The sequence below is a fragment of the Pseudomonas sp. SST3 genome, from assembly GCF_003325755.1.
This window is the reverse complement of sequence record NZ_QORI02000189.1, coordinates 1-3,166: the sequence shown is the minus strand read 5'-3', so window position 1 is coordinate 3,166 and position 3,166 is coordinate 1. Positions and strand designations below refer to the sequence as shown.

General features: G+C 59.1%; 2 protein-coding genes and 2 pseudogenes. 2 read left to right on the top strand and 2 right to left on the bottom strand.

What is annotated here, in order from left to right; genetic code table 11:
• The coding region (locus DQ405_RS26320; RefSeq protein ID WP_168426469.1) for an OprD family outer membrane porin at window positions 1–606 on the top strand (606 nt) is incomplete at its 5' end.
• A gap of 184 nt (window positions 607–790) precedes the next feature.
• Here the strand turns inward: DQ405_RS26320 and DQ405_RS26315 are convergent.
• Window positions 791–1,634 (bottom strand): annotated as a pseudogene (locus tag DQ405_RS26315) (mechanosensitive ion channel family protein).
• A 136-nt stretch (window positions 1,635–1,770) separates the two neighbouring features.
• A complete protein-coding gene (locus DQ405_RS26310; protein WP_003193880.1) occupies window positions 1,771–2,256 on the bottom strand; it encodes a YajQ family cyclic di-GMP-binding protein in 486 nt (161 codons plus the stop codon).
• A gap of 124 nt (window positions 2,257–2,380) precedes the next feature.
• On the opposite strand from DQ405_RS26310, the pseudogene DQ405_RS26305 reads away from it, so the two are divergent.
• Window positions 2,381–3,166, top strand: a pseudogene (locus tag DQ405_RS26305) (putative 2-dehydropantoate 2-reductase); the annotation flags it as partial.

Below are 3,166 nucleotides of genomic sequence, written 5' to 3'. Positions count from 1 at the left end.
TACTTCCGCAAGTACTACAGCAACCTGAACTGGACCCACGCCCTGAGCGATGATCAGTCGTTCGCCCTGGACTTCAACATCTACGACACCAAGAGCGACGGCGCCGGCCTGCAACGCGCAGAGAAAGATGGCGTGACCAAGCTCGACAACCGCGCCTTCAGCTTGCAGGGTGCGTACACCATCGGTGCTCACACCTTCACCCTGGCAGCCCAGAAAGTCACCGGTGACGGCGACTACGGTTACGGCGTAGACGGCGGCGGCACTGTGTTCCTGGCCAACTCCATCGCCCGTTCCGACTTCAACGCCGAAGGCGAAAAGTCCTACCAGGCGCGTTATGACATCAACATGGCGACCTTTGGCATTCCGGGCCTGAGCTTCATGACCCGTTACGTCACCGGTAGCGGCGCCAACACCGGCACCACCTCGAACGGCAAAGAGTGGGAACGCGACATCGAAGCCAAGTACGTGATCCAGAGCGGCCCGGCGAAAAACCTGAGCCTGCGCCTGCGTCAAGCGACTTACCGTTCCGGTGATGGCGTGTACTACGGTTCGCCGTCGATCGACGAGCTGCGTCTGATCGCCAACTACCCGCTGAACATCTTGTAATTGCCGGTTCAATTACAACGATGACTTGAGGCCTCGGCCTTAAACAAAAAGCCGCTCCTCTGTTTAAACAGGGAGCGGCTTTTTTATTGCAGTTTTACTTCAACCAACAAAACAACTAGCAAGCTAAGTAACTAGTTTTTTCTAAAGCTGACCTTTCGGCCAACTTCGATAGCATCGCGCCAAGTTACTTCGGCGCACTTTCCTGCATCACCCGAATAACCCGTTGCGGAAACGGAATATCAATCCCGGCCGCTTTCAAACGGTCACGCGCCAGTTCATTGAGCATAAACATCACGTCCCAATAATCCGGAGTGTTGGTCCAGCAACGCAGGGAGACGGTGATGGAACTGTCGCCCAAGGTCGACACCACCGCCACGGCGGCAGGGTCCTTCAGTACACGCGGGTCTTCGGCCAGAGCCAGCAATACTTCACGGGCCTTTTGCAGGTCCGCCTCATAGTCCACACCCACGTCAAACACGACCTTGCGGGTCGGCTGGCGGTTGGTGTTGGTGATAAGGCCGTTGGACAGGCTGCCGTTGGGAATGATCACCGTCTTGTTGTCGCCGGTACGCAGCACCGTGTGGAAGATCTGGATGCTGTCGACGGTACCCGAGGTACCCTGGGCTTCGATCCAGTCACCGATACGGAACGGGCGGAAMCAACAGAATCAACACGCCGCCGGCAAAGTTCGCCAGGCTGCCTTGCAAGGCCAGGCCGATAGCCAGGGTAGCGGCACCGATCGCCGCAACGAACGAGGTGGTTGCCACACCGATCATCGAGGCCACGTTGACCACCAGCATGACTTTGAGCGCGATGTTCGCAAGGCTGGTGATGAAGTGTTGCAGTGCCAAGTCTGCGTTACGCATGGCCAGCAGACGGCCCACGCGGTGAGTCAAGACGTTGATCAGCCACCAGCCGATGGCCAGGGTGACCAACGCCAGCAATACGCGGCTGCCGTATTCCATGATCATGGGGAGCCAAGACTGGGAGGTCTTGATCAGGTGATCCATTTCAGCGTTCAAATCCATCTACTTTCTCCTGTTGTGCGGCGATAAGGCTGTATTGACTGCCTGAAAACGCAATTGAGCCCCGAAGGGCTCAATTGTAGGCACTGCTGCTGGGGCGTGGGACGTCAAAAGTGCCCACAGGTTCCCCAAAGTGCCATCAGTCGCGGAAGTTATTGAACTGCAGCGGCATGTCGAAAGTCTTGGCGCGCAGAGCTGCGATAGCCTCTTGCAGGTCATCACGCTTCTTGCCGGTGACGCGAACCTGCTCGCCCTGGATGGCGGCCTGGACTTTGAGCTTGGCGTCCTTGATATGCGCCACGATCTTCTTGGCCAGCTCTTTGTCGATGCCTTCCTTGAGCACGGCTTCCTGCTTCATCAGCTTGCCGGAGGCGTAGGCATCTTTGACTTCCAGACATTGCACGTCGATCTTGCGCTTGACCAGGGCCAGCTTGAGGATCTCGATCATCGCTTCCAGCTGGAAATCGGCTTCAGCGGTCAGGTTGACGGTCAGTTCCTTTTCCTTGAATTCGAAGCTGCCCTTGCCTTTCAAGTCATAGCGACGGTCCAGTTCCTTGACGGCGTTCTCGACGGCGTTGGTGACTTCGTGTTTGTCCAGTTCAGATACCACGTCGAACGAAGGCATGTGATTTCTCCAATATAAGGGGCGGGCTCAGTAGAGATGGAGCGCGCCCGAGCTAAAAATGCCGGGGCATTATAGCGGTTCTTTCGCGCCGTTCACCGCTGGCGACCTTATGGAGTACACACTGATGTCGACCCCCTGGCATATTCTTGGCGCTGGCAGCCTGGGCACCCTCTGGGCCACGCGGCTGGCACGCGCGGGGGTGCCCGTCAGGCTGATCCTGCGTAACCAGGCGCGCCTGGCCAGCTATCGCGCAGGCAAAGGGCTGACCCTGGTGGAGCACGGCGTGGAAACAGACTTATCCGGTCATCGGCGAAACGCCTGATAGCTCGGAGCCGATTCGGCGTCTGCTGGTAGCGTGCAAAGCCTACGACGCTCAAAGCGCCATCGCACAGTTGCAGCATCGACTGGCGCCGGACGCCGAATTGATCCTGCTGCAAAACGGCCTCGGCAGCCAGGACGCCGTGGCTGCGCAATGGCCGTCGGCGCGCTGCATCTTTGCCTCCAGCACCGAGGGCGCATTTCGCGATGGCGATTGGCGGGTGGTATTTGCCGGCCATGGCTACACCTGGCTGGGGGACGCGAGCCATCCCACCCCGCCGCTGTGGCTGGATGATTTGCAAGCGGCAGGCATCCCCCATGAATGGGCCACCGATATCCTGACGCGCCTGTGGCGCAAGCTCGCGCTCAATTGCGCCATCAACCCACTGACCGTGTTGTACCACTGCCGCAACGGCGGTTTGAGCGCCCACCACTGCGAGGTCGCCACGCTCTGCGCCGAACTGGCCGAACTGCTGGAGCGCTGTGGCCAGCCTGCGGCTGCACAGGACTTGCACAGCGAAGTCGAGCGGGTGATCCAGGCCACCGCCGCCAATTATTCCTCCATGTACCAGGACGTCGCCAACGCCCGACG

What these genes read in the sequence shown, in the direction of transcription:
- DQ405_RS26310 (WP_003193880.1), bottom strand. Translation starts at nt 2,256, where the DNA reads ATGCCTTCGTTCGACGTGGTATCTGAACTGGACAAACACGAAGTCACC.